We start from the raw sequence: 24597 nt of genomic DNA, 5'->3' as shown, positions 1-24597 counted from the left end.
CTTGCAAAACTGTTTGTATGGGCTGCCGGCGTGGGTAGTTACTGTCGTGACGGGGCCGCCGCGCTCACTTTTGCAAGAGCCTTATGTCTTTGTGTCACTCAGCTCGTCCAGCTGACGAGAGGCGGTTTTTATGAAGTTTGTTGACGAAGTATCGATCCGGGTCAAAGCCGGTGATGGCGGTAACGGTTGCATGAGCTTCCGCCGCGAAAAATTCATTGAGAACGGTGGTCCCAACGGCGGTGACGGTGGTGACGGCGGCTCGGTGTTCATGGTTGCCGACGAAAACCTCAACACCCTGGTCGACTACCGTTATACCCGTCACTTTGAAGCCCAGCGTGGCTCCAACGGCGGCAGCACCGATTGCACCGGCAAAAAGGGCGACGACCTGATTCTGCGCGTACCGGTTGGTACCACGGTGATCGACTCCGCTACCCAGGAAGTCATCGGTGACCTGGTCAAACCAGGGCAGAAACTGATGGTAGTTCAGGGCGGCTGGCACGGCCTGGGCAACACCCGTTTCAAATCCAGTACCAACCGTGCACCACGCCAGACCACGCCAGGCAAGCCGGGCGAGCAGCGTGACCTGAAACTGGAAATGAAAGTGCTGGCCGACGTCGGTCTGCTGGGCTTGCCGAACGCTGGCAAGAGTACCTTCATTCGTTCGGTTTCGGCCGCCAAGCCGAAAGTCGCCGACTACCCGTTCACCACGCTGGTGCCGAACCTGGGTGTGGTCAGCGTCGACCGTTGGAAGAGCTTCGTCATCGCCGACATTCCCGGCCTGATCGAAGGCGCTTCCGACGGTGCCGGCCTGGGTATCCGTTTCCTCAAGCACCTGGCGCGTACCCGCCTGTTGCTGCACCTCGTCGACCTCGCGCCGCTGGATGAAAGCAGCAGCGCCGATGCCGCCGAAGTCATCGTCAACGAGCTGACCCGCTTCAGCCCGTCGCTGGCTGAGCGTGATCGCTGGCTGGTGCTGAACAAAACCGACATGCTGATGGACGACGAGCGTGACGAGCGCGTCAAGGAAGTGGTCGAGCGTCTGCAGTGGGAAGGTCCGGTCTACGTGATCTCGGCCATCTCCAAGCAGGGCACCGAGCAGCTCAGCCGCGACATCATGCGCTACCTCGAAGACCGCGCCGACCGTCTGGCCAACGATCCGGCCTACGCCGAAGAACTGGCAGACCTCGATCAGCGCATCGAAGACGAAGCCCGTGCCCAACTGCAGGCCCTGGACGATGCTCGCGCCCTGCGCCGCAGCGGCGTCAAGAGCGTGCACGACATCGGCGACGACGATGACGACGATTGGGATGATGACGACGAAGACGGTCCGGAAATCATTTACGTGCGCGACTGATTCGTTGCAGTACACTAAACGCCGCTCTCTGGAGCGGCGTTTTAGTATCTAAAGATCTCTATAGGTTGGAAGAAGATGCGGAGCAAGGTGACGGGTGCGCAGCGCTGGGTAGTGAAGATCGGCAGTGCCCTGCTGACGGCAGATGGCAAGGGCCTGGATCGCGCGGCCATGGGTGTCTGGGTCGAGCAGATGGTGGCGTTGCATGAAGCAGGTGTTGAATTGGTGTTGGTCTCGTCCGGGGCGGTTGCCGCCGGGATGAGCCGCCTGGGATGGGCCAAGCGACCGAGTGCGATGAACGAGCTGCAGGCTGCAGCGTCGATCGGCCAAATGGGCCTGGTGCAGGCTTGGGAGTCGAGTTTTGCCGAGCATGGTCGGCACACTGCGCAGATTCTTCTGACCCACGATGACCTCTCCGACCGCAAACGTTACCTCAATGCGCGCAGCACCTTGCGCACCTTGGTCGAGCTGGGCGTAGTGCCGGTGATCAACGAGAACGACACGGTGGTCACTGACGAAATCCGTTTCGGCGACAACGACACCCTGGCCGCGCTGGTCGCCAACTTGGTCGAAGCCGACCTGTTAGTGATCCTCACCGACCGCGACGGCATGTTCGATGCCGACCCGCGCAACAACCCTGATGCGCAGTTGATCTACGAAGCCCGTGCCGATGATCCGAGCCTGGATGCCGTGGCCGGTGGCACCGGTGGCGCACTGGGCCGTGGCGGCATGCAGACCAAGCTGCGCGCTGCACGCCTGGCGGCGCGTTCCGGTGCGCACACGATCATCGTCGGTGGCCGTCTTGAGCGCGTACTTGATCGCCTCAAGGCAGGCGAGCGCCTGGGCACCCTGTTGTCGCCTGAGCGCGGCATGCTCGCCGCCCGCAAACAGTGGCTGGCCGGGCACTTGCAAACCCGTGGAACCCTGGTGCTTGACGACGGTGCGGTGACGGCCTTGCGCCAAGCCAACAAGAGTTTGCTGCCGGTCGGGGTCAAGACTGTGCAGGGTAGCTTCCGCCGTGGCGAAATGGTTGTTTGCGTCGGCCCTGATGGGTTGGAAGTCGCTCGCGGCCTGGCCAACTACAGCGCCCTGGAGGCGCAAAAAATCATCGGTCAGTCGTCGGACGCCATCGAAAGCGTGCTGGGCTATAGCGCCGAGCCGGAGCTGGTGCACCGTGACAACCTGATTCTGGTCTGAGGAAACAGCTGTGTTCAAAGGAATAGTGGCAGCCGCGCTGCTGGCATTGCCGGTGTTGGCCTGGGCCGAAGAAATTGGCCAGGTCTCGACCGTGTTCAAGTTTGTCGGGCCGAACGACCGCATCGTCGTTGAAGCGTTTGACGATCCGAAAGTGGAAGGGGTGACCTGCTACCTGTCGCGCGCCAAGACCGGTGGCGTCAAGGGTGGCCTGGGCCTGGCCGAGGACCGAGCGGAAGCCTCGATCGCCTGTCGCCAGGTGGGGCCAATTCGCTTCAAGGAACAGCTCAAAGACGGTGACGAGGTGTTCAAGGAGCGTACCTCGTTAGTGTTCAAGACCATGCAGGTGGTGCGCTTTCTCGACAAGAAGCGCAACACCCTGGTCTACCTGGTGTACTCGGACCGCCTGATTGAAGGCAGCCCGCAGAATGCGGTCACGGCGATTCCGATTTTGCCGTGGGCTCAGTAAGCCCGGCTCCCATCTCTGTAGGAGCCGGCCTTGCCGGCGATGGGGCCTGAAAGGCCCCTGAATACGCCTTAAGCCGAAGCTTCTTCCTCTTCTTCACGCACCACTGCCTTCTCCACATCGCGGCGGCTGATGTACTTCCAGTCCGCCTCGTCGATGTAGATACCGTTCGGCCCGCTGCCGCCTTCCAGGTCGATGGCGACATGCGCCGAGACCTGTGGCTTCACACTCGCCAGAATCGGCACGAAGCCCAACTGCAAGCTGGTTTCCAGCAATGCAGCCTGGTTGCGTTCGTCGATGTCGGCCGCTTCGTCCAGGTAGTACGGCAGGCGCACGCGACCGGCCAGGTCGCGGTCCATCAGGTGCAGCAACAAGTACATGTTGGTCAGCGCCTTGATGGTCATGGTGGTGCCGTTGGATGCCGCACCGTCGATGTCGGTGTGGATCACTGGCTGACCACCGACCTTGGTGATCTCGAAGGCCAGTTCGAACAGATCCTTCAAGCCCAGCTGGTTGTGGTTCGCGGCTACCAGGCGCGCCAGGTATTCCTTGGCCTCTTCGTTCTTGTTGTCCTGCTCGGCGCTGGCGCTGAGGTCGAACACCGACAACGTCTCGCCTTCTTCGTACTGGCCGGCGCTATGGATGATCTGGTCGATGTGCTTGAGCGCTTCCTTGTTCGGCGCCAGCACAATACGAAAGCTCTGCAGGTTGGAAACCTGACGTTTGTTGATCTCGCGGTTGAATAGCGCCAGCTGGTGTTCAAGGCTGTCGTAGTCGCTGCGAATGTTGCGCAGGGTCCGAGCGATGTCAGTGACGGCTGCACGGCGTGCCTTGCCCAGGGTCAGGGCTTCTTCGGTGCGGTGGGAGTAGGCGTTGATCAACAGTTGCAGGCGTCGCTCCATGTCGTCTTCGCTGTCGAACTTGGCCACGCCCTTGAGGCGTACCTGGGCGTACAGTGCTTCGATCTGGCCATCGACGCGCAACAGACCTTGCCAGCTGTCCTGGTAGTCGTTGAGCAGTGGCAGCAGGTTGTCCATCGAGTCGTCGACCGGCTCCATGAACGGCGTGCCGAATGGCAGGTCGGCCGGCAGCAGTTGGCGGCGGCGCAGGGCGTCGTCGAGGGTGCGCTGTTTGGCTTCCATGTCGGCGATCTGGCGGCCGACCAGTTGCAGCTTGGCCGACAGTTGCTGGACGCGTTCGGTGAAGGCGTCGCTGGAGCGTTTGAGTTCGTCCTGGGCGGCTTCCATCTGCGCCAGTTGCTCGAGCTTGTCGCCTTCCTCGGCGGCCAGGGTCTGGCTGCGGCGGAAATCTTCCAGGGCCTTTTGCGCGTCCAGCACCTGCTGGTATAGCGCTTCAGTCTGGGTCTTGCTCGCGGCGCGGTCAGCGGCCACGGCTTGCTGAGTCTTGAGCTGCTTGAGCTCTTTCTCCAGGCGTTCCTTCTGGTCGCGCAATGCGGCACGGTCGGCCAAGGCCTGCAGGGCAGGTGGCTCGATGTGGGTCAGGTCGATGGACAGGCCGGGTGCTTCGAAACGCTCACCCTTGAAGCCATCAAGGACGGCTTCCAGGGATTTTACCCAGACGTCGCTGTCATCCAGTTCGATACCGCGCTCACCCAGTGGCAGGCTGAACAGGGCGCCGTTGAACAGGCGCATCAGGCGCTCGACATCCTGTTGCGAGAACTCTTCGCGCAGGCGGGCGTAGCTGTTGTTGTCGGCATGGTCGAGCTGTTGCTTGACCGACTTCAGGCGTTTTTCCAGGTCGCGCAGACGCTCTTCGAGGTCCTCGGCACTGAACTGACGGGACTGGGCCAGGGCGCCGGCCAATTCGTCGTGGGCGTCCTTGGCGGCCAGCAGTTGCTGCTCCAGAACCTTGACGTCATCGACCAGAGCAAAGCGGTGCTTGAGTACCGACAGCTCGCCGAGCCAGCGCTGCACGCCGGTGATTTCCCGCTCCAGGCGCATCAGTTCCTGGGTGCCGCCGCGCTGGTCGTTTTGCAGGCTGTCCTGTTCGTTCTTGTAGTGCTCGGCCTGGATCACCAGTTCTTCCTTGCGGGCACTGGCGTAGTCCTGCCAGGTGCCGAGCAGCGAGTCGAGCAGGGGCGACAAGCGGTGCAGCTTGCCGCGCAGGATGTCGCGCTGAGCTACGCCATTGGCCAGTGCTTCGACCAGCGGGCCGGCAGCCACCAACGAGTTGTAATCCTGTTCCATGCGCCGAACATCGCGGAAGGCTTCTTCACAGGCAGCGATATAGTCGACGCTGCCCGAGCGCAGGCTGTGCTCGAAAGCATCGAGAAACAGCTGCTTGAGCTTGGCCGCGGTGATTTCGCGCATGTGCAGCAAGTTGATGAACAATGCGCGGAAGGTTTTCAGGCTCTGTTCACTGGTCGAGCGCAGCGGGATCAGGGTCAGGTCCAGTGGGATCGAGGTGTGGCCACCGACCAATAGACGCCGCAGTTCGTCGGGCTTGAGTTCGTAAGCCTTGAGGCCGTTGCGCTCAAGGTTGCTGAATAGCTCTTTCTGACGCAGGCAAGTGTCGTTCTTCTGGTAGTGACCCAGGTCCAGCTCACCGGCATAGGCGAAAAACTGGTGGCCGAAACCTCCCCCAGGACCGCGACCGACTACGCCGATGACGTGTGGGCCGTGGGGCAGGTTGACCTCGCAGAGGATGTAGCTGGTATCACTGGCAAAGTAGAAGCGCCGTGACTGCTCCAGGCTGTACTTGCCGAAACTCATGTCCGACATGCGTGCCAGGATCGGGAACTGCAGGGCGTTGATCGAGGCGGACTTGCCCAGGTTGTTGGCACCGTAGACCGACAGCGGGTGTTCCAGCGGGAACAGGCCGAGGCTGTAGCCGGCGGTGTTGAGCAGTGCAAAGCGGCGAATGCCGTAGCGTTCCTGGCTCATGCATCAATCTCCTGTTGCTCTTCGGCGATGGCCCGGGCCAGGGCGTCTTCTTCACTTTCTTCGAACGGGCTCAGGTCGAGCGGGTCGTCGGTGCGGTTCAGCTCCTGTGTGCTCTCTTCTTCGACCAGTACCGGCGTTGGTAGCGGCAGAGCGCTGTGCAGGCTGGCGGCCAGGTCGCGGTCTTGCTGCACCGAGAGGCAGACGTCGAGGAAGCGGTGCATCGGCGGCAGGAAGCGGTAGATGCCATTCTCTTCGTGGGCAAAACCGAGCTGGGTCATGCGGCGCATGATCTTTTCTTCCAACTCGTCTGGAGTCTGCACTTCGGCCTGGAAGAACAGGTCGCGGTATTTCTCCAGCATCGACGGCAGTTCATCGCGGCCCAGGCTGCCACCGTCGAGCACCGACATCGGGTCACGGCCTTGGTCAGCCAGGTGCTCAACCAGAATGAAGGTGAACAGCGACAGGCGTTGCGCGGTCTTGTTGACCTGGGCGGCGGCCTGGTCCGGGACAAAGTAGTAGAAGCCGCGGGTATCGCACACCAGTTCAAAGCCCAGGGCCTTGAACAGGCCGCGGTACTGGTCCTGGAAATTCGACAGTTGGGCGTACAGCTCAGGATCGCGGCGGCTGATATGGAAACCCTTGAACAGCTCGCGGAAGATCGGTGCGAGCTGGGGCAGTTCGGAAAGATCAAGATGCATGGGCAGGGCTCGCAGTAGTCTCAGGCGATGGTGCGCGGCTCGATGTCAGGGCGAACGAGCGCAGGCTGACCAGGTGTTCGCGGGTGAGGTATTCGCGGCGTTCGAGGCGCTCGCGGGCAAAGCGTTTTTCCCGCGACAGGCGCGAGAACCAGTACAGCAGTTCGTCGGTGGCGCCTTCGGGCTCCTGCTCCAGCAGCCAGACCATCAGGTCCGGCAGCGGCAGGGCGCCTTCGCAGCGTTCGAGCATCTCCTTGACCGTACGCGGGGCACGCGGTGCGTCGCCGCGGTGGCTCTTGTGCGCCTTGGGGAACTGCGCAGGCTTGGGCTCAAAGCGGGCCAGGGCATACACATAGGCTTCGACCTGGCTGGCGCTGCCGAGGAAGGTGCTCTGTGGCCGGGTGAACATCGGCATCGCGGCCTGGGGCACAGCGTCCAGGCCCTTGCGGCGGATTACCGAGAGGGCCAGGGCGGCGCCACGGGTCACCGCGTTGTGCCGACGCGCTTCTTCACGCAGTGGCAGCAGCAGTTCGCGGGCATGACGCAGGGTCAACTGGGCGCTGGTCTGCATTTCAAGGATGCGTGCGTGGGTGCGCAAGAGCATGTCGTCATCGACCAGGTGGCCGAGGCGCGCTTGTTCACCGAGCAAACGCAGCAGTACGGTCTCGACCTTGCGCACGCCTTGCTCAAAGGCACCGTCGGCGTTGACCAGCTGGATCATCGGCTCGACGTATTCGTCCCAGGTCGCCAGCACTTCAGCATAACGCTGGCGCAGGGGGATCTGCCGGTCGCTGGTCTTGGCTCGTTCGGCCACGGCAACCAGCGCCTGTTCGTCGTTGTCGAGTTTTTTCAGGACATCGCGAACGCGCATGTCGAGCAAACGCAGCTGGCGTGCCAGGTCGTTGCCATCACGAATCTCGAAGGCGTCCTGAATGTGCCCGGCCAGGCGCTCCAGGTGACGCAGGTAAGCTTCGATCTCCAGGCACAGGCCGAGGCGGTGCTCGCGGCGCAGGTAAGCGAGGAAGTCGTGGATTTGCGCGTTAAGCTCGAAACGGTTCGGGCTTTTCGCCACCGGCACGAGGATATCCAGGCGAATCCACACGTCGAGCAGGCTGGTGATGTCCTGGGGCGTGCTCTCCAATTGCTGGTTGGCCAGTTGCTGGCGCAGTTCGGCGAGGCTCAGGGTGCCTCCGTCGAAACGCTCGCACAACGGCTCAAGCAGGGCCCAGTGTTCGGCTAGGGCGCGCAGGACGCGCTTGGGTTCGATCATTGGCGGGTCGACTCGTTGCCAAATAAAAGCGCAGATTGTACTGCATCAAGCGCCTGTCGATTCACCCCCCTGATCGTTTCAAGCGGCTGTTGGGCGGTTTTCTGCCGATCAACAGCGGCGCGCAGCGGCGAACAACGTTAGAATATCGACCCTGACTTATCCACAGATGGCCGATCCTTCTTGTTAATCGAGTCCCGCCGCCGCGCTTACCTCAACGCCATGCAAGTGGTGCACTGGCTGCCGCGTACCGAACTGCCGTTCGCCGCCCCTTCGCGCCCGGAGCTGTTGCTGCCGCTGGTGCCTGAGGTAGTGCCCGAGTTCGACGCGCCGCCAGTGGAATCGGCTCGGGCGGCAGTGGCTGCGCCAGTGGCACGCGGCGGCGAGCGACCGAAGATCGAGATTCCGCGCCCAGGCAGCACGCCTAAAGGGGCGAGCAAGCCGGTTGAAGAGGCCGATGCCGCAGCGGTTGCGGCCAAACCAAAGCCCGTGCCGCCACCGCGTTTCGCCCTGCAGCTGCTGCGTGCTGGCAGTTGCCTGTTGTTGGTTGAACTGGCCACTGGCGAACCGTTCCAGAGCCGCGACCCTTCTTATCTGCTGCTCAAAGACATGCTGCGCGCCGCCGGTTTGCCCGACAGCCCGCAGATCATTGGTGAGCCGGTGCGCTGGCCGTTGTTGGTGCGCGGTAATCTCGACCAAGGGCCGCAGGCCGCGACTGATTTCGTTCAGGGCTTTATCCAGGCCCGTCTTGAAGACGCACCTTGTGTCTGCTTATGGCTGATTGGCCTGCCTGCCGTGCGTTTTGCCGGCGAAGCAGATACGCAAGCTTATTACCGCGAGTTGCCGGTTGAAGGACTGGGCACCGCCTGGGCTTTGCCTGGCCTCGAACTGTTGATGGACGAACCGCAGCGCAAGGCGGACGTCTGGCAAGCCATGCGCCGGCTAATGGCGCGCTGGAAACCAAGCGATGAGTGACACAATCAGTTTCCGCCGGATGACCGAGGCGGATCTGGAAGCCGTACTGAAAATCGAATACGCCGCCTTCAGCCACCCCTGGACTCGGGGAATCTTCCTCGACGGGCTCAAGTCTTACGAAATCTGGTTGATGTTCGAAGGCGAGCAACAGGTCGGCCATGGGGTGATCAATGTGATCATCGACGAAGCGCACCTGCTTAACATCACCGTCAAGCCGGAAAGCCAAGGCCGCGGCCTGGGCCTGCGCTTGCTGGAAGAACTGATGAAACGCGCCTACGAGCTTAATGGTCGCGAGTGTTTCCTTGAAGTGCGCGCCAGCAACCAGTCGGCGTATCGCCTCTACGAGCGTTACGGCTTCAACGAAATCGGGCGGCGCCGCGACTACTATCCAGTGGCAGGCGGTCGTGAAGATGCTCTGGTAATGGCCTGTACCCTGATCGAATAAGCGAGCGTCTCTGTAGCCAAGCTACGAACAACTGATGAGAAGCGACCATGCACGATCTACAAGAACTGATTGATAACAACGCACGCTGGGCCGATGCGATCAAACAGGAAGATCCGGATTTCTTCGCCAAGCTCGCTCGCCAACAGGCACCGGAGTATCTGTGGATCGGCTGTTCAGATGCACGGGTGCCAGCCAATGAGATTGTCGGCATGCTGCCCGGTGATCTGTTCGTTCACCGCAATGTTGCCAACGTGGTGCTGCATACCGATCTCAATTGCCTGTCGGTGATTCAGTACGCGGTGGATGTGCTCAAGGTGAAACACATTCTGGTGACCGGCCATTACGGTTGCGGTGGCGTCCGGGCCGCGATGCAAGACCGCCAGTTTGGCCTGATTGATGGCTGGTTGCGTTCGATTCGCGACCTGTATTACGAGAACCGAGTGGCGCTGGCAAAACTGCCGACCGAAGAAGAGCGGGTAGACCGCCTGTGCGAACTTAACGTGATCCAGCAGGTGGCGAATGTGGGTCATACCAACATCGTGCAGAATGCCTGGCACCGTGGCCAGAGCCTGTCGGTACATGGTTGTATCTATGGCATCAAGGATGGTCGCTGGAAGAGCCTGAACGCGACCATCAGTGGCCTGGATCAGTTGCCGCCGCAGTATCGGTTGCGTCCACAGGACTGAATCTGAGGGGCGCTTGGCGCCCACTCGCTGGCAAGGCCGACTCCCACAGGGATTGCCAGCAATCACTGTGGGGCTTGGCGTTGTCAGTTCAAATCTTGCGCAGGTTGTCCAGGCTTCGGCTGATCACGCCGGTATTGCACTTGGCTTTGGCCTGTTCCGGCGTCATGTCGCGGATGGTGCGAAAAAACAGTTCACAGGTCTGCTTCTTCGCTGTCACCTGCCACTTCTGTGTGCAGGCCCGCAGCGTCGCCTGGCCATCTGCTGCCGGATTGCGACCCATCCCCGCCTGCCAACAGGCCGCACTCAGATCCTGCCCCATCATCTTCAAGCCGGCTTGATCGGCCTTGTCCTGATCGTCTTCATTGTTTTTCTTGTCGGCGGCATACCAGATCGCGCTCGGATGGTTGGCCCCGAGTACCGGCACCTGGTGTCCGGCGCCTGGGTTGATGCTGACCAGTCCCAGGACGTTGAGCTTAGGACCGTACTGCTGCTCGATCCAGCTGCGTACCGGTGAGCCGAAGGCAACCATGGGCAGCGAAGTGCCACTGTGGCTGCGAGTGACTTCCTTGACCATGCGCACTTGATAGTCCTTGAAGTAGTCATAGACGCCTTCCAGGTCCTTGCCCGCGTTGGCGGGGGCGGCGATCGGAGCGATGTCGACGATGGTCTGGTAAGCCGGTGTGTGCTCGGCAGGCACACCGTTGAAGGTCAGCAGCGTGGCCCAGCGATCAGTGGTGTTGGAGCGCAGGTAATCCTGGGCCTGGGTCAACGAGTAGTCCGGCGGGAAGTGCAGCAGTTCGATGCTGCGGCGATTCTCCAGAGCCATTCCCAGCGGCAGAAACAGGTTCCAGTTGTAGGCCCATTTGCCGTCGCTGTTCAGGCGGCTGGCGCCTTGGTAAGCCAGTTCGCCGGTGTCGAGTAGCGCTTGCAGCGGTTGGCTGTAGTGGTGGGGAACGCCCTGGATGTCGGCATGCAGCGTGTCGTTGTCACGACTGACTCGCACCTTGGCTTCGGGGTAACCGTCACGCTGCACGCTCTGGTTCAGGTAATGCTCTACGGTCTGTTCGAGGGTCCAGTTGCGAAAGCAGATCACATTACAGTTGTTAGGGTAGGCAAACAGCCGGGTCACGCGTTCCTGATTACCCAGGTTCAGTTGGGCGTCGGCCATGGCCGCTGTACTGGTGCCGAGGATTGTCAGGCCGAGCACCAGTCGAACAGTCGAGTACATGCTTAACTCCTTGTCAGAACCTCCCCGTAGCGGGAGGACGGTCATAGTGGAGAGATTTTCTGCCAATTGGGAGGGGAGGATGCTGATGGGGGCGTGGCGCAGGCGTGGAGTCCAGGCTGTATTGTTACTGACCATGTTGAGTGGCGCTTCGGCGCGCGCCGATGAGCGTGACTTGTATATGTTCGCGCAGTGGGCAGGCGACCATGAGACGCGGGCCTTCCGAGAGATGCTGGTGGATGCGCGGCTATATGGCGTAGTGCCGATCGCGCAGTTGCTGCGCTCGGCCAGTGACTGGCGCCTGTGTTCGGCACAGCCCTTTGCGGTGGCACCTGCGGCGCAGTGGCCAGCCGTACGCTCGACCCTGCAGTTGCTCAAGACCCTGGGTGAGAAGGGCATACTCAAACGTTATGAGGTGGTCTCGGCGTACCGTGATCCGCGCCTCAATCGCTGCGCTGGTGGGGCGATAGGCAGTGCACATACCCGCGCCTTTGCCGTTGATGTGTTATTGCCTTCCTGGGCCGATCCGACGCCGCTGTGCCAGTTCTGGCAGTCCGAAGGCAAGGCCTGGAACATGGGGCTGGGGCGCTACCCCTCTGGGCGCATTCATATCGACACCGCCGGGTTCCGCACCTGGGGTGGGGACTTCAGCTCCGGCTCATCCTTTTGTGCGGTGCCTGTGGATAAAGCTCAAAGCAAATGAGCCAGGCCCGCTTCTGCTTGCGTACTGACCCACTGGGCAAAGCGTCGGCACTTGTCGTCGTCGAGCAACGGTTGCGGGCACAGCAGGTAGTACGCCGACTGGTCCTGGATAAAGCCCCGCGGCGCTTGCAATTGGCCGCTGTCGATTTCGTCCTGCACCATCAGGAATGAAGCCATGGCCACGCCCAAACCGGCCACCGCGGCCTGGATACACAAGTAAAAATGCTCGTAGTCGCCGCGCTGGCTGTGCTTGGCCGATTCTTCGGTCAAGCGCAACCAGGTGTTCCAGGCACTGGGCCGCGAGGCACTGTGCAGTAAGCGTTGGCCATCCAGACCCTGTTGCGGGATGGACAGATTGCTGCTACACACCGGCCCGACCCATTCGTCGCAAATCTTCAACGCGTGCAAGCCGGCATCCCAGCGAAAGTCATCGCGGCGTAAGGCCAGGTCGACGCCGCTGCGGGAAAAATCAATTGGACCCCCAGCTGCGACTAGATGCAGATGGATGTCGGGGTGCGCGGCATGAAAGGCAGGCAGGCGTGGAATCAACCATTTCATCGCAATGGTCGGTTCGCAGGACAACACCAGGACGTTCTCTCGCGCCTGTTGTTGCAAGCGGTATACCGCGCCTTGCAACTGCTCGAACACTGACAACGTGGTTCCGTGCAGCGCGCGACCGGCAGGGGTGAGGAAGATCGCGCGGTTGCGTCGCTCGAACAACTCTACTCCCAGCGACTCTTCCAGCAGGCGCACCTGACGGCTCACCGCGCCGTGGGTAACGTTGAGTAACTCGGCGGCGCGCACGAAGCTTTCAGTCTGCGCAGCAACGTCGAAATAGCGAAAGGCGGAGAGTGCGGGCAGTTTCATATCTGTGAGGAAAACTAGCGGATTTGCTGCACTATAAATCGCTTTTTGCCTTGTACGAAGCTTTCGATAATGGCGTCGCACAGTCGTATCTGTGTAATTGCTTAGCAGATCGAGGAGCTTTTCGTGAATGAACTCATTGCCGTTGCCGTATTCACCGTCCTGGCGGTGATCAGCCCGGGCGCCGACTTTGCCATGGTTACCCGCAGCAGCTATGCCTTTGGGCGGCGCGCCGGGTTGTCTGCGGCGCTGGGTATCGCCCTGGGCGTGCAGGTGCATGTGCTGTACACAGTGCTGGGCATCGCCCTGATCATCAGCCAGACACCAGCGTTGTTTTTGGCGATGAAAGTGCTGGGGGCGGGGTACCTGATTTATCTGGGTTACAAGTCGTTGACCAACACCACAAGAATTTCCCTCGAAGGCGATGCCACTTCTGCTCAGCTTGGCGTGTTCGGTGCGTTTCGCTCAGGTTTTCTGACCAATGCCCTGAACCCCAAGACCATGCTGTTCGTGGTCAGTGCCTACACTCAGGTGGTGCAGCCGGGCAGTCCGCTGACAACCAGTCTGGGCTACGGCCTGTTCATGTCCGTGGCGCACTGGCTCTGGTTCAGCCTGGTGGCGCTGCTGTTCTCCTCGTCTTCCTTGCGTCGGGTCATGCTTGATCGCCAGTTGCTGGTTGACCGGGTGATCGGTGTGGCGCTGATCGGCTTGGGGCTGACGGTGGTGCTGGCTAACGTGCGTTGAGGGGCAAGATGGCGTGCCAATGAGCAAATCACCGTCTGCACAAGCGCTGCAAGAGGCCGCCGAATGGCTGGTACGGCTGGAGGGCGACGTCGGTGCAGCCGAGCGCAATGCCTTCCGGGTCTGGCTTGCAGCTGACCCGGAACACATGGAGGCTATTGAGCGCTTGCAAGCCAACCTCGCTGCACTGCGCAATACACCCCATGAACCCGCGCAGGCGGCCCTTGAGCATATGGCCCGACGTCGAGTGCGGCGTCAGCCAATCAAAGCGCTGGCGCTGGTAGCGTTGCTGCTGTTACCGCTAGGGGTGGCATTGCAGCAGTTCCCACCGTCCTACCTGTTGGCCGACATCAGTACCAGCAATGGCCAACGTAGTAGCCAGCCGCTGGCCGATGGCAGCCGCATCAGCCTTGACGGCAGCTCGGCCGTGGATCTGCAGTTCGATGGCCAGGGGCGTACGGTGCGCCTGGTGCAAGGGGAAATTCGCTTGGAGGTGAGCACGGATTTGGCACGACCTTTACGGGTTTTGACCGAGCATGGCAGTGTTCTTGTAACCAGTGGCCGCTTATTTGTAGAGCAGTTGCCTGATGCCAGCCATGTGTCGGTGATCGATGCCAGGGCCGAAGTCGACAGTGCCGGCAAGCGCATGACAGTTGAGGCCGGGCAGACGCTACGCTTCGATGTGACAGGGCTCGGCGTGGCGCAAAGTATCGATGCGGCCGAGTTGGAGCAGGCCTGGGAGCGACATCAATTGCTGGTGCGCGATCAATCTCTGGACCAGGTACTCGAACGACTGGCGCGTAACCATCATGGCTATCTGTTGTTTGATCCCAGATCCTTGCAGCTACTGCGGGTCGCAGGGCTACTGCCGACTGATGACAGTCAGCGGGCTTTACGCTTGCTGGCGCGCAGCTTGCCGATCAAGGTCGAGCACTACACGCCGTGGGTGACCCGGGTCTCGCTGGAGCAGCCTTAAAGGGGGGGGCGGGCACAGGGAAGAAGTAATCAGGCAAAAAAAATGGCCTACCTTGCGGTAAGCCATTTTTCGGTACTTGGTGGCTACACAGGGACTTGAACCCCGGACCCCAGCATTATGAATGCTATGCTCTAACCAACTGAGCTATGTAGCCAAGTGGCGCGCATTATTCGCTCGAAACGAAGTTGTGTCAACACTTGTTTTGAATTTTTTTACGCGCGATCAACCGCTTAGCCGCACATCTGCTCAGGCGTCGTATTTGCACAGTGGGTATTATCCCCAGTCCGCCACGTTTGCTCCGGCGTAGGTTCTGACTGCTGAGCAGGGCAGTGATCGCGCTGCCGGGCTGATCGAGGTCGATTTAAATTAACGCTCGTCGAAAAGAATAGTGCGCTTGCTAACGAATTCTGGATAATTGGATCCCACCTACCGGATGGAAGACCATGCCATGGCTGTAAGCAGTGCCGCGTCCACTTCTCCCATAAGCACCTCAAGCGCACAGAGCAGTCCGTTGGTCATGCGCATCATCGCCGCATGCGCCTTGGCGCACCTGATCAACGACTTGATCCAGGCCGTACTGCCGTCGATCTATCCCATGCTCAAGGCTAACTACGGGCTAAGTTTTGCCCAGGTGGGGATGATTACCCTGACCTTCCAGATCACCGCCTCGCTGTTGCAGCCTTGGGTAGGTTTTTATACCGACCGCAAGCCGATGCCGAATCTGCTGCCGCTGGGCACCTTGTGCACGCTGGTGGGGATCGTAATGTTGGCGTATGTCGGCAGCTTTCCAATGATTCTGTTGGCAGCAGCGCTGATCGGCATTGGTTCGTCGACCTTCCACCCGGAAACCTCGCGGATTGCCCGCCTAGCCTCGGGCGGGCGTTTTGGTTTGGCGCAGTCGACCTTTCAGGTCGGCGGCAATGCCGGTTCAGCATTGGGGCCGCTACTGGCGGCGGCGATCATCATTCCGTTCGGCCAGGGTAATGTGGTCTGGTTCGGCCTGTTTGCGGTGTTTGCGGTGCTGGTAACCTACGGCTTGAGCCGTTGGTACCGTGAGCACCTGAACCTGTTCAAGGCCAAGCAAGGCCAGCGTGCAACGCATGGCCTTTCTCGCCAGCGCGTGATTGGCGCGTTGGTGGTGCTGGGGCTGCTGGTGTTCTCCAAGTACTTCTACATGTCCAGCTTCACCAGTTACTTCACCTTCTACCTGATCGAGAAGTTCGACATTTCGGTGGCCAGCTCGCAATTGCACTTGTTCCTGTTTCTGGGTGCGGTGGCAGCGGGAACCTTCTTTGGCGGACCAATCGGTGACCGCATCGGACGCAAGGCGGTGATCTGGTTTTCGATCCTTGGCGTCGCCCCGTTCACCTTGCTGCTGCCTTATGTCGACCTGTTCTGGACCAGCGTGCTCAGCGTCATCATCGGCTTTATCCTGGCTTCGGCGTTTTCCGCCATCGTGGTGTATGCCCAGGAGCTGGTACCGGGTAATGTCGGCATGATTGCCGGGATTTTCTTCGGCCTGATGTTCGGCTTCGGCGGGATCGGCGCGGCCTTGCTGGGCTACCTGGCGGACTTCAAAGGCATCGAGTATGTCTACAGCCTGTGCTCGTACTTGCCGCTGTTTGGTTTGCTGGCGATCCTGCTGCCATCTACCGGCAAGCGTTGAGGGCTCAAGCACGGGCTATTGACGGGTGGCATGGGTTCTCCTAGAGTGCCGCCCATTCCTTCCTGTGTAACCGACGTATGAGCTGCTTCAGCCTCACATTCGCGCCCTGCCAGCCGGTCATTCTGACCCGCTGCTGCGATTGGCCGAGCGATACCGTGCTCAAGCGTCGGCGCAGTGTGCTGTTCGCCTTCACCTTCTCCCCACCCGCATTCAACTGCTGACCGGCAGTCTTGTGTCTGGTTTTTGGCCGGGGCCGGGCTTTGCTGCACCTGAATTTTTTATGGTCATGTTTGTGCGGGCCAGGGTGAAGTCGTCCCTGCGCCTGTGGGTGAAGTTGTGATGGACAAGCGTTTTTTGGCGGGCCTGTTGTTCGCCGTGTCGGTGGTGGGTTTCAGCCTTGGGGCAAGCCTGCCACTGGTGTCTTTGCGTCTGCTCGAAGCGGGCGCCGGTACGTTGCAAATCGGTATTGTTTCGGCCATTCCGGCAGCGGGGATGATGCTCTCGGCGTTCATGGTCGACGCCTGCTGTCGGCACCTGACCCGACGCACCATCTATCTGCTGTGTTTCGGCTTGTGCACCTTGAGCATCGGTCTGCTGGAGTGGGCGTTCTCGTCGATCTACCTGCTGGGTTTGTTGCGTCTGGGCCTGGGTATCGGCATGGGTATCGCGATCATTCTTGGCGAGTCATGGGTCAACGAGTTGAGCCCGGAGCATAACCGCGGCAAGATCATGGCGCTGTATGCCACTGCCTTTACCGGTTTTCAGATGCTTGGCCCGGCCATGTTGGCGCTGGTGGGGGCGCAGAGTGTGTGGGTGACCGCGGTAGTGACTGCCTGCTATGGGCTGGCACTGGTCTGTATTGTGCTGACGGTACCTAATGATCACGTTGAACACGCAGAGGAGGGCGAGAAGAGTTTCTCTCTGGCGGGCTTCTTTCGTGTGGCGCCAGCGCTGTGCATGGGGGTGTTGTTCTTCTCCTTCTTCGATGCAGTGATACTTTCGCTGATGCCGGTGTATGCCTCCAGCCATGGTTTTGCCGTGGGGGTGGCGGCGTTGATGGTGACGGTGATTCTGACCGGCGACATGCTGTTCCAGTTGCCGCTGGGTTGGCTCGCCGACCGTAGCGAACGAACCATGGTGCATCTGGTGTGCGGTGTCGTGGCGATGCTGATCGGGATTGCCTTGCCGTGGTTGCTGCAGGTGCAGTGGCTGCTGTGGCCGGCGTTGGTGTTGCTGGGAGCAGTGGCGGGTGGGGTGTACACCTTGGCGCTGGTGCTGATCGGGCAGCAGTTCAAAGGCCAGGATCTGGTCACCGCCAATGCCAGTGTCGGCTTGTTGTGGGGCGTAGGCAGCCTGGTTGGGCCGTTGGTCAGTGGCGCGGCGATGAATGTGGCGCCGCATGGCCTGCCCATGGCGTTGGCGATCATGGCGGCGTTGTTCGTTTGCTTTGCCCGTGGCGCCCATCGCAAGGCCTACCGGCTCAGGGCGGCTGAGTAATCGCGGAGCAAGCCCCACCCACCCACTCCATGTGGGTGGGGCGTTGGCGTGTGCTGGGGCACTAGGCTGCAGCTATTCGTCAAGCGTCGACCTCATGCAATGGCCAGGCGCGCGAATGGCTCGAACCAACGAGGTATGCGCAGTGAACCGGAGTATTTCCACCCTCTCCTGCGGCAGTCGCACGCTTGATGGCGGCGTCATGTTTGGCAGCACCCCACGAAAACACTGGGCCGACTGGATCAAGCCAGACCACGAGAATCAAGTGGAGTTGCCTTCACGCGGGTTGCTGGTGCAGCAAGGCGGCAAGAACATTCTAGTTCTGGCCGGTAGCGATGCACTGTTGGCACCATTGCCACTCACGTGCCGTTGCCAGAGGCACTCCCCAGGCCTGCTGGAGAGCCTGGCACGACACGGGCTGGGCGAAGGCGATATCCATGTTGTGGTGCTGAGCCATCTTCAGGCGTTGGTGTCAGCAGAGTTGTGTCACGCCATCAAGGAAGGCGATGCACCGCGCCTGCTGTTTCCCTTGGCACGTTTCATTACTGGCAAGCGCCATTGGTTGCGGGCATTGCGTCCGCACCCGCGTGACCGCTCGTTGTTTCTGACGCCGATTCTGAGCCAACTGCAGAGCAGCGACCGCCTGGAACTGATTGATGAAAACAGTAGCGACGTGCTCGGCAGCGGTTGGCGTTTTCACTTCAGCGACGGTCATACGCCCGGGCAACTGCTGCCTGAAATTGACCTGCCTGGAGGATGTGTGGTGTTTGCTGGGGACCTTATTCCTGGCATCCATTGGCTAGCGCTGGAGGTCGGCAGCGGGTACGACCGTAATCCTGAATGCCTGGCTGATGAAAAGGAGTGCCTGCTCGATCATCTGGTGGCCAATCGCGGTCGTCTGGTGTTGGCCAGGGATCCCAGGTGGCGATGATCAAGGTCATGCGCGACCGTCAGGCGCGTTACACCGCCTTTGACCGGTACAGCAGGTTGAGGTCCTTCGACACATGAGCTGCCTCGTCGGTTTGCAATGTACAAATCGGCATCACCCGGAGTTCCAATGAGCGAAGAGCGCAAACCGTTGAGCTATCCCTGTGGCCCGATCCCCGGTCCAGGCGCGGCCGTGGAAGTCGCGCCAGGCGTGCTGTGGCTGCGCATGCAACTGCCGCTGTCGCTGGATCACATCAACCTGTGGGCGGTGCGTGACGACGAGGGGTGGGCGATCTTCGACACGGGAATGCACACCCCCGCCACCGTCAGTGCCTGGCAGGCGTTGCTCGCTGCCGATGGACCGCTTGGAGGCTTGGGCGTCACCCGGGTGTTCGTGACGCACATGCATCCCGATCATGTTGGTATGGCGGGCTGGCTGAGCGAGGTTCACGGCTGTGATCTGTGGATGACCTTCGGCGAATACATGAATTGCCGCGTACTGGTGGCGGACTGCGGGCGGGCCGCACCTGCGTCAAGTTTGAACTTCTATCGGCGCGCCGGCTGGCATGCCGCAGCCATCGACAGCTACCGCATAGGCTACGGCGGCTTTGGGCGTTACATCTCACCGATGCCGCAAGGCTATCGACGTCTGCGTGATGGCGACACCTTGCGTATCGGTGAACATGAGTGGCGGGTGGTGGTGGGCGAGGGCCATTCACCTGAGCACGCCTGCTTTCATTGTCCAGCCCTGCAACTGCTGATTTCGGGTGACCAGGTGCTGCCGCGCATTTCATCCAACATCTCGGTGTTTCCTAGCGAGCCCAGTGCTGATCCGTTGGCGTTGTGGTTCAGCTCCCTGGCAAAACTGCGGCAAATGATTCCCAACGATGTACTTGTGCTGTCGTCTCACAACGAACCGTTCAAACCATTGCACGCAAGGCTCGACCAACTGCACAACAGTCAGCAGCGCGCCGTCGAGCGATTGCAGCAAGCGCTGCTTGAAGGGCCGAAACGTGCGGTGGATCTGTTCAGCGTACTGTTCAAGCGCTCGATCGATGAGCCGCTGCTGACCATGGCCACCGGTGAGTGCCTGGCCAATCTCAATTATCTGCTGCACCGTGGCCAGGTGCGGGTCAGTGAAGATGATGAGGGCGTTGCTTGGTACCAGAGCGTTTAAGTCGGTAGCGCGTGAGCTTATCCATTCAATGTGGCGACGGGATAAGCTCGCGCTCCTAAGCTCTCAGCTAGCTTCTTTCACCGCACTAAGAAAGGCGCGGGTACGTTCCTGCTGCGGGTTCTCAAAGATCTGTTTCGGTGTGCCCTGCTCATGGATCTGGCCCTTGTAGAAAAAGCACACGCGGTCAGCGAACTCACGGGCAAAGCCCATCTGGTGGGTGACCATGAGCATGGTCAGGTTGTGCTCACTTCCGAGCTTGCGAATCACGTTGAGCACTTCGCCACACAGCTCCGGATCGAGCGCTGAGGTCACTTCGTCAAACAACATGACCTTGGGCCGCATGGCCAGGGCGCGGGCAATGGCCACCCGCTGTTGCTGGCCACCGGACAGTTGCGATGGATAGTGCTCGAACTTGTTGCCCAAACCCACCAGGTCTAACAATTGCGCAGCACGTTCACGCGCTTCAATGGGTTTGACTCCCAGCACCTGTACCGGCGCCTCAATGACGTTCTGCAAGGCGGTCATGTGCGGGAACAGGTTGAAACTCTGAAACACCATACCGATCTTGGCGCGCACTTTACGCACATGACGATCATTGGCCGGCACCAGGATGCCATTGCGATTACGCATGTGGGTCAAGGAGTCGTTGTCGACTTCGATCATGCCTTCATCAATGCCTTCCAGGGTCATCAGTACCCGTAACAGGGTCGATTTCCCTGAACCACTGGGACCGATAATGGCCACTTTCTCTCCCGGCGAGACGCTGAGGTTGAGGCGGTCAAGCACAGTGAAACTGCCATAGCGTTTGGTTACGTCTTTGAAGCTGACAATCGACTGGGCACTGTCCAGGGCGGGCGTCGCCACCTGCTGCAGCGGGTTGGTGTTGACGGCAAGGGTCGAGACGGGCGCGATCATTAGCGTAACTCCAGGCGCACTTCGAGGCGCCGAACCAGATAAGCCAGAGCAACGCTCAGGGCCAGGAAGAACAAACCGACCAAGGTGATCGGCTCCAGGTAACGAAAGCTCTCGGAGCCGACGTTTTTGGCTTGCTGCATGATTTCTACCACGGTGATTGCCGACAGCACGGGGGTGTCCTTGAGCATGGCGATCAGGTAGTTGCCCAGCGGCGGCAGAATTGGTCGTATCGCCTGCGGCAGGATGATTGCGCGATATGCCGTCCAGGGTGCGAAGTTCAAGGCAATGACTGCCTCCCACTGGCTGCGTGCTACCGAGTCCAGGCCTCCGCGATAGACCTCGGCGATGTAGCAGGCATAGTGCAGGCCAATACCGAGGATGCCCGCCTGCATGGCGGTCAGGTTGACGCCGTAATTGGGCAGCACGTAATAGAGGAAATACACCTGGATCAGCAGCGGTGTGCTGCGGACAAACTCGATCAGCAGGGTCATCGGCCATGACAGCCAGACCTTGCGGCTGCGCCGGCCAATGGCCAGAAACAAGCCGAGGACGATGGCGATCAGAAAGCCCACCAGAGTAATACCCAGGGTGTTCAATGAGGCGCGCAGCAGTTCGGGAAGAATCTGCCAAACGTAGTTCCAGTCCCAAAGGTTCATGACAGTCCTCCACGCAGACGACCACGACTCAAGCGGCGTTCAAAGCCGCGCATGGTGAAGTTGATGACCTGAGCGAGGACGAAGTAGAACACCAGTGCCAGGCTGAAGATTTCCAGGGTCTGGAAGGTCGCCTGGTCGAGCTGGCGGGCGCGGAAGCTCAAGTCCGAGAGGGTGATCAGCGATACCAGTGAGGTGTTCTTCAGCAGTTCGATCAACAGGTTGGTGCCCGGTGCGATCGCCGCCAGCAGTGCCTGAGGCAGGATGATCCGGCGAAACCGCGTGCTTGCTGGCATATTCAGGGCAATGGCGGCTTCGTATTGGCCTTTGCCAACTGAACTGATCGCTCCGCGCATCACTTCGGCACCATAAGCGCCAATGTGCAAGCCAAGACCAAGGATGGCTACGGTGTAGGAACTCAATTCGATGTTGAAGGGCGGCAGTGGCAGTACGAAGAACAACCAGAACAGTTGCACCAATAATGAGGTGCCACGAAACAGCTCGATGTAGGCCACGCAGAACCAGCGTAACGGTCGCCACCCGGACAGGCGTCCGAGAGCGGCAAGAATCGCGGCCACCACGGCCAGGATCGAGCCGAAGAAAGTGACCTGGATGGTGATCCAGGCCCCCTGCAATAACAACGGTATCAATTCACCCATGGTTCTACCTGACTATTCGGACTAAGCAGGGAACGGCATGACAGGGCCATGCCACCTCGACTCACGACTGTGCGCAAAGCTCAGCAGCGGTCTTTTTGGTCACGTTGGACTTATCGAAACCGAAGGGTGCGACAGCATTGAGGTGTTCTTCGCTGCCTAGCCACTTCTGAAGCTCGGCGTTGACCGCGTCGCGCAAAGCCTTGTCTTCGGGGCGAAAGGCCAATGCGCCATAGCCGGTGTGCGAAGGGTCGTCGCTAAAATCGCTGATGGCTTCGACTTTTTCACCGCCTTTTTTCGCCAGGCCTTTCATTGTCAGCTGGGTGCCGACGGCGGCATCGGCGCGGCCAGCGCGCACGGCTTGCAATTGCGCAGTGGTGTCGGGCACCTGGAGGATCTGTGAATCCTTGACCCCTGAATCACGGGCATAGGCCAGGTTCACCGTACCCGCCATGATCGCCAGCCTGGCTTCGGGGTTTTTTGCGACATCCGCGTAGCTGTGCAGGTTCTTTGGATTGCCTTTGGCCACCAACAGGGTGTCGGGCAGTTGGTATTGCGGGTCGGTGAAAATCACCTGTTTGCAGCGTGCTGGGGTGATGTACATACCGGCGGCAATCACGTCGAAGCGACCGGCGCGCAACCCGGGGATCAGCGAGCCCCATTCCGTGAGCACGCCATCGACTTTCTTGATGCCCATTTTCTCGAAGATGATCTTGGCAATTTCCGGCGATTCGCCAGTCACCCGCCCGTCGGTTTCGGTGAAGGCAAATGGCGTCTCGTTGGCGTAGCCGATGCGGATGTTGTTGTTTTGCTTGATCTCTTCCAGCGTCGTCGCGGCCTGTGCGCTGGCAATCACCCCGAAGGCGGCACAGGCAAGCAGTAGTTGTTTGAACGGCGTGGCTGCGTTCTTGAACGTCGGGCTCATCGTTGAAATCTCCTGTTTTTTATACGTCCGTCGCAAACGGCACTGTGTTAGGAGGCAGTGGAGCAAGAACAAAACGTGCAGGGCCGTTCCTAATTTGGAGCGGGCAAACGGAGGATCCGTTCCAGCACCGGTCGAGTGGCTATTGTTGGCGCTGGCGAACCTAGCGGTTTCATCGACCTTGCACCGAGCATACAAAAGCTGCACCAGAGATTGCATTGCACTAGGACAATTGCCTGCGATCGTTGCACAGGCGATGCTGTAGATCCGTCAGCACACGCGGTGCAATCACTATGCAAAACTGGAAAGCAGCCCTCGCCGCGGCGCGAATCGGCGAGTCTAAATACAAAATTCTGGTGCAGGCCATTACCTGCGAAATCGAGCAAGGCCATTTGCTCAACGATCAGCGCCTGCCGCCTCAGCGCCAGGTCGCCGACGCTCTGGGTATCAGTGTGCAGACCGTGACCAATGCCTACAAAGAGCTGGAACGCCAGGGCCTGGTACGTTGCGAGATCGGTCGCGGCAGTTTTGTCACCCGCCGCATGAGCGATCGTGTCGCCAATGACATACTCGATACACCGGAACGTGCCCTGGTGGATTTTTCCATTACCCGCATTCTGCATACTCAGGCCCATGAGCGGATTTGGCGTGACACCTGCGCTGAGCTCAGCGTCGAAGAAGACCAGCCGTGGATCCACGCCTTTCGCCCCATTGCCGGTTTCGAGGCGCACCGCGAGGCGGCTGCACAGTGGGTGTATGGTCTTGGCCTTGAAGTTGAGCGCGATGACGTACTGATCACCAACGGTGCCGCCCATGGGATATTTCTGGCGCTGGCATCGTTGGCAGGTCCTGATGATGTGGTGCTGTGCGAAGGCCTTACCGACCACGGGGTAATCGGTAATTCACAGGTGCTCGGTTTTACCCTCAAAGGTCTGGAGATGGACCGTGATGGGATTGATCCAGAACATTTCGAAGACATGTGCAGCAACGAGCGCATTACCGCGCTGGTGTGTACGCCGAACCTCAATAACCCCACCACCAGCCTGATGCCCGATGCTCGGCGGCGCGAGATTGCCGCCATTGCCCGGCGCTTTGGCGTGCATATCATTGAAGACGACGTTTACGGGCCACTACTTGGTGAACGTCATGCGCGACCGCTGAGTCATTACGCCCCGGAGTTGTCTTTCTATTGCACGAGCATGACCAAGTCGGTACTCACAGGCTTGCGTGTCGGCTATCTCGTGATGCCCAAGCGGCTGGCGCTGCGCACTGAAAGTATCCTGCGGGTCAACAGCTGGATGGCCACGCCACTGGTCTCGGAAATTGCCAGTCGCTGGATCCGAGATGGGCGTGCCGAGACCCTGGTAAGCCTGCAACGCAAGCTGCTGAGTAAACGTCAGGCTATGGTCAGTGAGTATCTACAAGAGTATTTGCTTGGCCATCACCCGCAGGCGCTCAGTGCTTGGCTGGGAATTCCAGCGCACTGGGAGGTGGACAGTCTGGTGCGCGCACTGCGCCATCGTAATATCGCAGTGACGCCGCCCGAGCCGTTCCTTGTGCGCGGCACACCAAGGCCACGTGCGGTGCGCTTGTGCGTCGGTGCCGAATGCAGCGACAAGGAAATGCGCCAGGCGCTGGCGGCCATGCGTGAGCTGTTCGGTCAGTACCCGCAGATCCATGAATTGTGATTGCACAGC

General features: G+C 60.2%; 22 protein-coding genes, 1 tRNA gene and 1 pseudogene. 14 read left to right on the top strand and 10 right to left on the bottom strand.

Annotated elements, in window-relative coordinates; genetic code table 11:
* Positions 1-130 precede the first annotated feature (130 nt).
* The 3 genes from cgtA to ACQRAX_RS13975 all read left to right on the top strand — a co-directional run bounded on the left by cgtA (position 131) and on the right by ACQRAX_RS13975 (position 3014).
* Positions 131-1354 carry an Obg family GTPase CgtA gene (gene cgtA, locus ACQRAX_RS13985; protein WP_045187980.1) on the top strand — a complete coding sequence of 408 codons (1224 nt, stop codon included), beginning with the start codon at positions 131-133 and terminating at the stop codon, positions 1352-1354.
* A 75-nt stretch (positions 1355-1429) separates the two neighbouring features.
* Positions 1430-2548 carry a glutamate 5-kinase gene (proB, locus tag ACQRAX_RS13980; protein WP_412038505.1) on the top strand — a complete coding sequence of 373 codons (1119 nt, stop codon included), beginning with the start codon at positions 1430-1432 and terminating at the stop codon, positions 2546-2548.
* 10 nt (positions 2549-2558) lie between these two features.
* Positions 2559-3014, top strand: coding sequence for a CreA family protein (locus ACQRAX_RS13975; protein ID WP_412038506.1), 456 nt, complete (start codon positions 2559-2561; stop codon positions 3012-3014).
* Between the two features lie 68 nt (positions 3015-3082).
* Here the strand turns inward: ACQRAX_RS13975 and mksF are convergent, their stop codons facing one another.
* The 3 genes from mksF to mksB are packed head-to-tail and all read right to left on the bottom strand — an operon-like array spanning position 3083 to position 7879.
* Positions 3083-5914 (bottom strand): Mks condensin complex protein MksF, encoded by a 2832-nt coding sequence (gene mksF, locus ACQRAX_RS13970; RefSeq protein WP_412038507.1) that lies wholly within the window; start codon positions 5912-5914, stop codon positions 3083-3085.
* Entirely contained in the window at positions 5911-6612 is a 702-nt protein-coding gene (mksE, locus tag ACQRAX_RS13965) for an Mks condensin complex protein MksE (protein WP_412038508.1), read from the bottom strand. Before mksE ends, mksF begins: the two co-directional genes overlap by 4 nt.
* Complete coding sequence (gene mksB / locus ACQRAX_RS13960; RefSeq protein ID WP_412038509.1) at positions 6602-7879, bottom strand: Mks condensin complex protein MksB; 1278 nt, start codon at positions 7877-7879, stop codon at positions 6602-6604. Before mksB ends, mksE begins: the two co-directional genes overlap by 11 nt.
* Positions 7880-8059: 180 nt before the next feature.
* Between mksB and ACQRAX_RS13955 the strand changes: the two genes are divergently transcribed.
* The 3 genes from ACQRAX_RS13955 to can are packed head-to-tail and all read left to right on the top strand — an operon-like array spanning position 8060 to position 9982.
* Positions 8060-8851, top strand: coding sequence for an energy transducer TonB (locus tag ACQRAX_RS13955; protein ID WP_412038510.1), 792 nt, complete (start codon positions 8060-8062; stop codon positions 8849-8851).
* A complete protein-coding gene (rimI, locus tag ACQRAX_RS13950; RefSeq protein WP_045187994.1) occupies positions 8844-9296 on the top strand; it encodes a ribosomal protein S18-alanine N-acetyltransferase in 453 nt (150 codons plus the stop codon). The genes ACQRAX_RS13955 and rimI overlap by 8 nt, the downstream gene beginning before the upstream one ends.
* Positions 9297-9343: 47 nt before the next feature.
* Complete coding sequence (gene can, locus ACQRAX_RS13945) at positions 9344-9982, top strand: carbonate dehydratase (RefSeq protein WP_412038511.1); 639 nt, start codon at positions 9344-9346, stop codon at positions 9980-9982.
* A gap of 88 nt (positions 9983-10070) precedes the next feature.
* On the opposite strand, the gene ACQRAX_RS13940 is transcribed toward can, so the two are convergent.
* Complete coding sequence (locus ACQRAX_RS13940; RefSeq protein ID WP_412038512.1) at positions 10071-11210, bottom strand: hypothetical protein; 1140 nt, start codon at positions 11208-11210, stop codon at positions 10071-10073.
* A 133-nt stretch (positions 11211-11343) separates the two neighbouring features.
* Here ACQRAX_RS13940 and ACQRAX_RS13935 point away from each other — a divergent pair, with 133 nt between their 5' ends.
* Positions 11344-11910: a D-Ala-D-Ala carboxypeptidase family metallohydrolase gene (locus tag ACQRAX_RS13935; RefSeq protein ID WP_412038790.1), complete on the top strand. Its 567-nt coding sequence runs from the start codon at positions 11344-11346 to the stop codon at positions 11908-11910.
* Here ACQRAX_RS13935 and ACQRAX_RS13930 read toward each other — a convergent pair.
* The gene (locus ACQRAX_RS13930; RefSeq protein ID WP_412038513.1) at positions 11898-12776 is read right to left on the bottom strand and encodes a LysR substrate-binding domain-containing protein; all 879 of its coding nucleotides are present in this window, start codon (positions 12774-12776) and stop codon (positions 11898-11900) included. The genes ACQRAX_RS13935 and ACQRAX_RS13930 overlap by 13 nt on opposite strands.
* A 123-nt stretch (positions 12777-12899) precedes the next feature.
* Here ACQRAX_RS13930 and ACQRAX_RS13925 point away from each other — a divergent pair, with 123 nt between their 5' ends.
* Complete coding sequence (locus ACQRAX_RS13925; RefSeq protein ID WP_412038514.1) at positions 12900-13517, top strand: LysE family translocator; 618 nt, start codon at positions 12900-12902, stop codon at positions 13515-13517.
* A gap of 19 nt (positions 13518-13536) precedes the next feature.
* On the top strand, positions 13537-14490 hold the full coding sequence (locus ACQRAX_RS13920) for a FecR family protein (RefSeq protein ID WP_412038515.1): 954 nt from the start codon (positions 13537-13539) through the stop codon (positions 14488-14490).
* Positions 14491-14567: 77 nt separating this feature from the next.
* Here the strand turns inward: ACQRAX_RS13920 and ACQRAX_RS13915 are convergent.
* A tRNA-Met gene (locus ACQRAX_RS13915) sits at positions 14568-14644 on the bottom strand.
* Between the two features lie 294 nt (positions 14645-14938).
* Between ACQRAX_RS13915 and ACQRAX_RS13910 the strand changes: the two genes are divergently transcribed.
* The 4 genes and pseudogenes from ACQRAX_RS13910 (at position 14939) to ACQRAX_RS13895 (ending at position 19754) form a co-directional block, all read left to right on the top strand.
* Positions 14939-16156 (top strand): MFS transporter, encoded by a 1218-nt coding sequence (locus ACQRAX_RS13910; protein WP_101292827.1) that lies wholly within the window; start codon positions 14939-14941, stop codon positions 16154-16156.
* 339 nt (positions 16157-16495) lie between these two features.
* On the top strand, positions 16496-17653 hold the full coding sequence (locus ACQRAX_RS13905; protein WP_412038516.1) for an MFS transporter: 1158 nt from the start codon (positions 16496-16498) through the stop codon (positions 17651-17653).
* 199 nt (positions 17654-17852) lie between these two features.
* Positions 17853-18658 (top strand): annotated as a pseudogene (locus tag ACQRAX_RS13900) (MBL fold metallo-hydrolase).
* Positions 18659-18707: 49 nt separating this feature from the next.
* Complete coding sequence (locus tag ACQRAX_RS13895) at positions 18708-19754, top strand: MBL fold metallo-hydrolase (protein WP_412038517.1); 1047 nt, start codon at positions 18708-18710, stop codon at positions 19752-19754.
* Positions 19755-19817: 63 nt separating this feature from the next.
* Here the strand turns inward: ACQRAX_RS13895 and ehuA are convergent, their stop codons facing one another.
* The 4 genes from ehuA to ehuB form a co-directional block, all read right to left on the bottom strand.
* Positions 19818-20669, bottom strand: coding sequence for an ectoine/hydroxyectoine ABC transporter ATP-binding protein EhuA (gene ehuA / locus ACQRAX_RS13890; RefSeq protein ID WP_412038518.1), 852 nt, complete (start codon positions 20667-20669; stop codon positions 19818-19820).
* The gene (gene ehuD, locus ACQRAX_RS13885; RefSeq protein ID WP_412038519.1) at positions 20669-21325 is read right to left on the bottom strand and encodes an ectoine/hydroxyectoine ABC transporter permease subunit EhuD; all 657 of its coding nucleotides are present in this window, start codon (positions 21323-21325) and stop codon (positions 20669-20671) included. Before ehuD ends, ehuA begins: the two co-directional genes overlap by 1 nt.
* Positions 21322-21981: an ectoine/hydroxyectoine ABC transporter permease subunit EhuC gene (ehuC, locus tag ACQRAX_RS13880; protein ID WP_412038520.1), complete on the bottom strand. Its 660-nt coding sequence runs from the start codon at positions 21979-21981 to the stop codon at positions 21322-21324. Before ehuC ends, ehuD begins: the two co-directional genes overlap by 4 nt.
* A gap of 61 nt (positions 21982-22042) precedes the next feature.
* Positions 22043-22903, bottom strand: coding sequence for an ectoine/hydroxyectoine ABC transporter substrate-binding protein EhuB (ehuB, locus tag ACQRAX_RS13875; protein ID WP_412038521.1), 861 nt, complete (start codon positions 22901-22903; stop codon positions 22043-22045).
* Between the two features lie 290 nt (positions 22904-23193).
* On the opposite strand from ehuB, the gene ACQRAX_RS13870 reads away from it, so the two are divergent.
* Entirely contained in the window at positions 23194-24588 is a 1395-nt protein-coding gene (locus ACQRAX_RS13870; RefSeq protein ID WP_412038522.1) for a PLP-dependent aminotransferase family protein, read from the top strand.
* The last annotated feature ends 9 nt before the right edge of the window (positions 24589-24597 follow it).

The sequence above is a fragment of the Pseudomonas sp. UM16 genome, from assembly GCF_050312595.1.
Lineage (GTDB): Bacteria > Pseudomonadota > Gammaproteobacteria > Pseudomonadales > Pseudomonadaceae > Aquipseudomonas.
This window is presented reverse-complemented; position numbering and strand designations above follow the sequence as displayed.

Bases quoted from the DNA above. Each gene is read 5' to 3' on its own strand.
- ACQRAX_RS13870 (WP_412038522.1), top strand. From the start codon at position 23,194: ATGCAAAACTGGAAAGCAGCCCTCGCCGCGGCGCGAATCGGCGAGTCT.
- ACQRAX_RS13920 (WP_412038515.1), top strand. From the start codon at position 13,537: ATGAGCAAATCACCGTCTGCACAAGCGCTGCAAGAGGCCGCCGAATGG.
- ACQRAX_RS13905 (WP_412038516.1), top strand. From the start codon at position 16,496: ATGGACAAGCGTTTTTTGGCGGGCCTGTTGTTCGCCGTGTCGGTGGTG.
- ACQRAX_RS13935 (WP_412038790.1), top strand. From the start codon at position 11,344: ATGTTGAGTGGCGCTTCGGCGCGCGCCGATGAGCGTGACTTGTATATG.
- mksE (WP_412038508.1), bottom strand. From the start codon at position 6,612: ATGCATCTTGATCTTTCCGAACTGCCCCAGCTCGCACCGATCTTCCGC.
- ACQRAX_RS13895 (WP_412038517.1), top strand. From the start codon at position 18,708: ATGAGCGAAGAGCGCAAACCGTTGAGCTATCCCTGTGGCCCGATCCCC.
- ehuA (WP_412038518.1), bottom strand. From the start codon at position 20,669: ATGATCGCGCCCGTCTCGACCCTTGCCGTCAACACCAACCCGCTGCAG.
- can (WP_412038511.1), top strand. From the start codon at position 9,344: ATGCACGATCTACAAGAACTGATTGATAACAACGCACGCTGGGCCGAT.
- ACQRAX_RS13930 (WP_412038513.1), bottom strand. From the start codon at position 12,776: ATGAAACTGCCCGCACTCTCCGCCTTTCGCTATTTCGACGTTGCTGCG.
- mksF (WP_412038507.1), bottom strand. From the start codon at position 5,914: ATGAGCCAGGAACGCTACGGCATTCGCCGCTTTGCACTGCTCAACACC.
- rimI (WP_045187994.1), top strand. From the start codon at position 8,844: ATGAGTGACACAATCAGTTTCCGCCGGATGACCGAGGCGGATCTGGAA.
- cgtA (WP_045187980.1), top strand. From the start codon at position 131: ATGAAGTTTGTTGACGAAGTATCGATCCGGGTCAAAGCCGGTGATGGC.
- ehuD (WP_412038519.1), bottom strand. From the start codon at position 21,325: ATGAACCTTTGGGACTGGAACTACGTTTGGCAGATTCTTCCCGAACTG.
- ehuB (WP_412038521.1), bottom strand. From the start codon at position 22,903: ATGAGCCCGACGTTCAAGAACGCAGCCACGCCGTTCAAACAACTACTG.
- ACQRAX_RS13940 (WP_412038512.1), bottom strand. From the start codon at position 11,210: ATGTACTCGACTGTTCGACTGGTGCTCGGCCTGACAATCCTCGGCACC.
- proB (WP_412038505.1), top strand. From the start codon at position 1,430: ATGCGGAGCAAGGTGACGGGTGCGCAGCGCTGGGTAGTGAAGATCGGC.
- mksB (WP_412038509.1), bottom strand. From the start codon at position 7,879: ATGATCGAACCCAAGCGCGTCCTGCGCGCCCTAGCCGAACACTGGGCC.
- ehuC (WP_412038520.1), bottom strand. From the start codon at position 21,981: ATGGGTGAATTGATACCGTTGTTATTGCAGGGGGCCTGGATCACCATC.
- ACQRAX_RS13910 (WP_101292827.1), top strand. From the start codon at position 14,939: ATGGCTGTAAGCAGTGCCGCGTCCACTTCTCCCATAAGCACCTCAAGC.